This is a genomic window from uncultured Veillonella sp. (assembly GCF_905209685.1).
Taxonomy (GTDB): Bacteria; Bacillota; Negativicutes; order Veillonellales; family Veillonellaceae; genus Veillonella.
Genome location: NZ_CAJLUB010000153.1, coordinates 1 through 3,584, shown reverse-complemented (window position 1 = coordinate 3,584; position 3,584 = coordinate 1). Strand labels below are relative to the sequence as shown.

The following is a 3,584-nucleotide window of genomic DNA, read 5'->3' as shown; positions in this document are numbered from 1 at the left end:
TTCAAACACCTTTAACTAAAATGACTGGCAAACGTATTGCAGGTAAAAAATTGGGTATTATCCCAATTCTTCGTGCTGGCCTAGGTATGGTCAATGGTATGCTTAACTTGATTCCAACTGCAAAGGTTGGTCATATTGGCTTATACCGTGATCCAGAAACATTGAAACCTGTAGAATACTACTGCAAGTTACCTTCTGATGTAGGCGAACGCGACTTTATAGTAACAGATCCAATGTTAGCTACTGGTGGTAGTGCAGCAGCTGCTATTACATTGTTAAAGGAAAAAGGCGCTAAAAATATTAAGTTAATGTGTCTTGTTGCGGCTCCTGAAGGTGTGGAAGCAGTGAATAAAGAACATCCCGATGTTCCTATTTATGTAGCGGCCCTTGATGAAAAACTTAATGATCATGGTTACATCTTGCCTGGTTTAGGCGATGCTGGTGACCGTATCTTCGGTACAAAATAAGGGGAATTTTGTAGGGGGGAGTATTAAAATGATCATTATAAAATGTATATTGGGATTTATTATTTCTTGTATAGTTGTTGATGGTTACATGGATTTTGTCTATGATCCAATATGGACAAAACCTATGTCAATGATTCCAGTGATTGCTGCTTTATTTTTAATACCAGCAATTATTGCAAATAAAAAAGGACGTTCCTTCTTCTTGTGGCTGATTTATAGTAATTTATTGTGGATTGTTGCTTTAGTTCATGCTTTTTCACTTAAGGATAATGATAGTGTTAAGGTTAGAGATAATAATCTTAAGAAATGCCCATATTGTGGGGAATTTATTCGTAATGAAGCTATTAAGTGTCGATACTGTCAATCTGATTTATCAGAATTTTCATCTAAACACAACACTGATGAGAGCAATGGAGAATATGAAATAACTCCAATGGAATTAAAACCTTTTGAAGACTATACTAATCAGTCTAAATAATAATTTATCTAGAAAACGCCCTAGTTGGGCGTTTTTTTGCTTGAATAAAATTCACATAGGGTATAAAATAAATGTGTAAAGGTATTTTTTTATTTTAGGTGGGACGAATTTTGTTCACATGGGACGAAAAACGATTCATACAATCCCAACGGGTAAAGGAGGGACCCGATGAACGAGTTTCTAATGATATGTGAACGTATTGTTCCTGAAATCGTTAGTGTATTAAAGGAGCGATACAAAATATTAAACCACCTAGTTTATGAAGAGCCTATAGGCCGTAGAACATTAGCTACTGCAACGGATCTTCCAGAGCGAACCGTACGAAGTCATATTGAGCTAATGCGTGCTAATGGTCTAGTAGACATTTATAAACCAGGGATTTTTCTCACTGATGAGGGACATGCAATTGTTCCAAAGTTGCGAAATTTTTTAAATGAATTAGATCGTATTAACGAGCTAGAACATCGATTGACTGAAGCACTTCATATCGATAGGGTTATCATCACTCCTACAGAAGGAACGTTGATGGTAAAAAAACTAGGCTTTGCAGCAGCAAAGTTATTACAGGAATTATTAGAACCGAACTCTGTAGTTGCCATCAGTGGTGGTAGTACAATGGCTGCAGTAGCTGAGGAAATGCCTGTATTACCATTTAATCCTATTGTTGTACCGGCCCGTGGTGGCGTTGGTGAGGTTGTAGAATATCAAGCTAACGTAATTGCTTCGGTGCTTGCTGAACGGCTTCGCGGTACCTATAAAATGCTCCATTTGCCTGATGGACTTTCACAAGACTCATTGCATATGCTCATCACTTGCGAACCTCAAATCAAGGAAATTGGTGATCTTATTAGTAGGACTGACGTACTCTTGTTTGGTATTGGTACAGCTATGAGAATGGCGGATCAACGCCATATAGCTGATGATGTGCGTAAGCAGTTAGTAGATAATCATGCTGTTGGCGAAGCTCTTGGTCAATATTGCGATATAAATGGTAAGTTGATTTATTCCACTAATAATATTGGTTTATCACTTCCTGATGTTGCAAAAATTCCCAATGTGATTGCTGTGGCTGGTGGACAAGATAAATCGAGTGCCATTATTGGTGTTATGAGAGCTTGTCAAAAAGGCATACTAATCATCGATGAGCAAGCTGCAGAAGGTATGCGTCAATTGTTACAAATTTCAGCATTATAAATGAAGTTAGTAGTTAAATATTTTGTTAGAATATTTTTGTTATTAGGAGGATCTAACAATGGCAGTAAAAGTTGGTATTAACGGTTTTGGTCGTATTGGTAAATGTGTAGTACGTGCAGCGATTAATAATCCTGACGTAGAGGTTGTAGCAATCAATGCTACTGGCGATAATGAAGGTACTGCATTATTGTTAAAATATGACTCTGTTCATGGCACAATCCCTAATGAAGTAACATTTGATGATGAAAATATCTACGTTGACGGTAAAAAAATCCGCGTATTCCATGACCGCGATGCTTCTAAATTGCCTTGGTCTGAAGAAGGCGTTGAAATCGTTATGGAATGTACTGGTAAATACCGTGACGCAGAAGAAGCAAAAGTTCATTTGAATCAACCTACTGTAAAAAAAGTATTGATTTCTGCACCTGGTAAAAACGAAGACTTAACTATGGTTATGGGCGTTAACCAAGATATGTATGATCCTGCAAAACATCACATTATCTCTAATGCATCTTGTACAACAAACTGCTTGGCTCCATTTGCTAAAGTTTTATGCGATGAATTCGGTATCAAACGCGGTATGATGACTACAATTCATTCCTATACAAATGACCAAAAAATTCTTGATGCACGTCATAAAGACCCTCGTCGTGCTCGTGCAGCAGCAATGTCTATCATTCCTACAACAACTGGTGCAGCAAAAGCGGTTGCAAAAGTATTGCCTCAATTAAAAGGTAAATTAGACGGTTTCGCATTGCGCGTTCCTACTCCAGATGTATCTGCTACAGATCTTGTTTGCGAACTTGAAAAACCAGCTACTAAAGAAGAAATCAATGAAGCATTCCGCAAAGCAGCAGCTGGCGAATTAAAAGGTATTCTTGGTGTATCCGATGTACCATTGGTATCCTGTGATTTCAGCTCTGATCCTCGCAGCTCCATTGTTGATGCTGATTTAACCATGGTTATGGATGGCAACATGGTAAAAGTTGTTTCTTGGTATGATAACGAATGGGGTTACTCCGAACGTCTTATCGATATGGCAGCATTCGTAGCAAGCAAAGGCTTATAATCCGGGAGGCTTTGATGAAACTAACAATCGATGGTTTACAAGTAGACAACAAAACAGTATTTGTTCGTGTTGATTTTAATGTTCCTATGAAAGACGGTGTCATCACTGATGACACTCGTATTCGTAGTGCATTACCTACTATCAATTATTTAATTGAAAAAGGGGCAAAGGTTATTCTTGCTTCTCACTTTGGTCGTCCAAAAGGGGAACGCAAACCGGAAATGTCTTTGGCACCATGTGCAAAACATTTATCTGAGCTTATCAACAAGCCAGTAGCATTCGTAGATGACTGCATTGGCCCTAAGGTTGAAGAAGCTGTAAAAGCATTACAACCTGGCGATGTATTGATGCTTGAAAACTTGCGTTACCACAATGA

The 3,584-nt window shown here is 38.1% G+C and carries 5 protein-coding genes; all 5 read left to right on the top strand.

Annotation, left to right across the window (positions count from 1 at the left end):
• On the top strand, positions 1 to 467 hold a 467-nt coding region (gene upp, locus QZ055_RS08660), incomplete at its 5' end, for a uracil phosphoribosyltransferase (protein ID WP_295826234.1).
• 28 nt (positions 468 to 495) lie between these two features.
• Positions 496 to 945: a zinc ribbon domain-containing protein gene (locus tag QZ055_RS08655; protein WP_295826231.1), complete on the top strand. Its 450-nt coding sequence runs from the start codon at positions 496 to 498 to the stop codon at positions 943 to 945.
• Positions 946 to 1,113: 168 nt separating this feature from the next.
• The gene (locus QZ055_RS08650; RefSeq protein ID WP_295826229.1) at positions 1,114 to 2,139 is read left to right on the top strand and encodes a sugar-binding transcriptional regulator; all 1,026 of its coding nucleotides are present in this window, start codon (positions 1,114 to 1,116) and stop codon (positions 2,137 to 2,139) included.
• A gap of 58 nt (positions 2,140 to 2,197) precedes the next feature.
• Entirely contained in the window at positions 2,198 to 3,208 is a 1,011-nt protein-coding gene (gap, locus tag QZ055_RS08645; protein WP_005376357.1) for a type I glyceraldehyde-3-phosphate dehydrogenase, read from the top strand.
• A 14-nt stretch (positions 3,209 to 3,222) separates the two neighbouring features.
• The coding region (gene pgk, locus QZ055_RS08640) for a phosphoglycerate kinase (RefSeq protein WP_295826221.1) at positions 3,223 to 3,584 on the top strand (362 nt) is incomplete at its 3' end.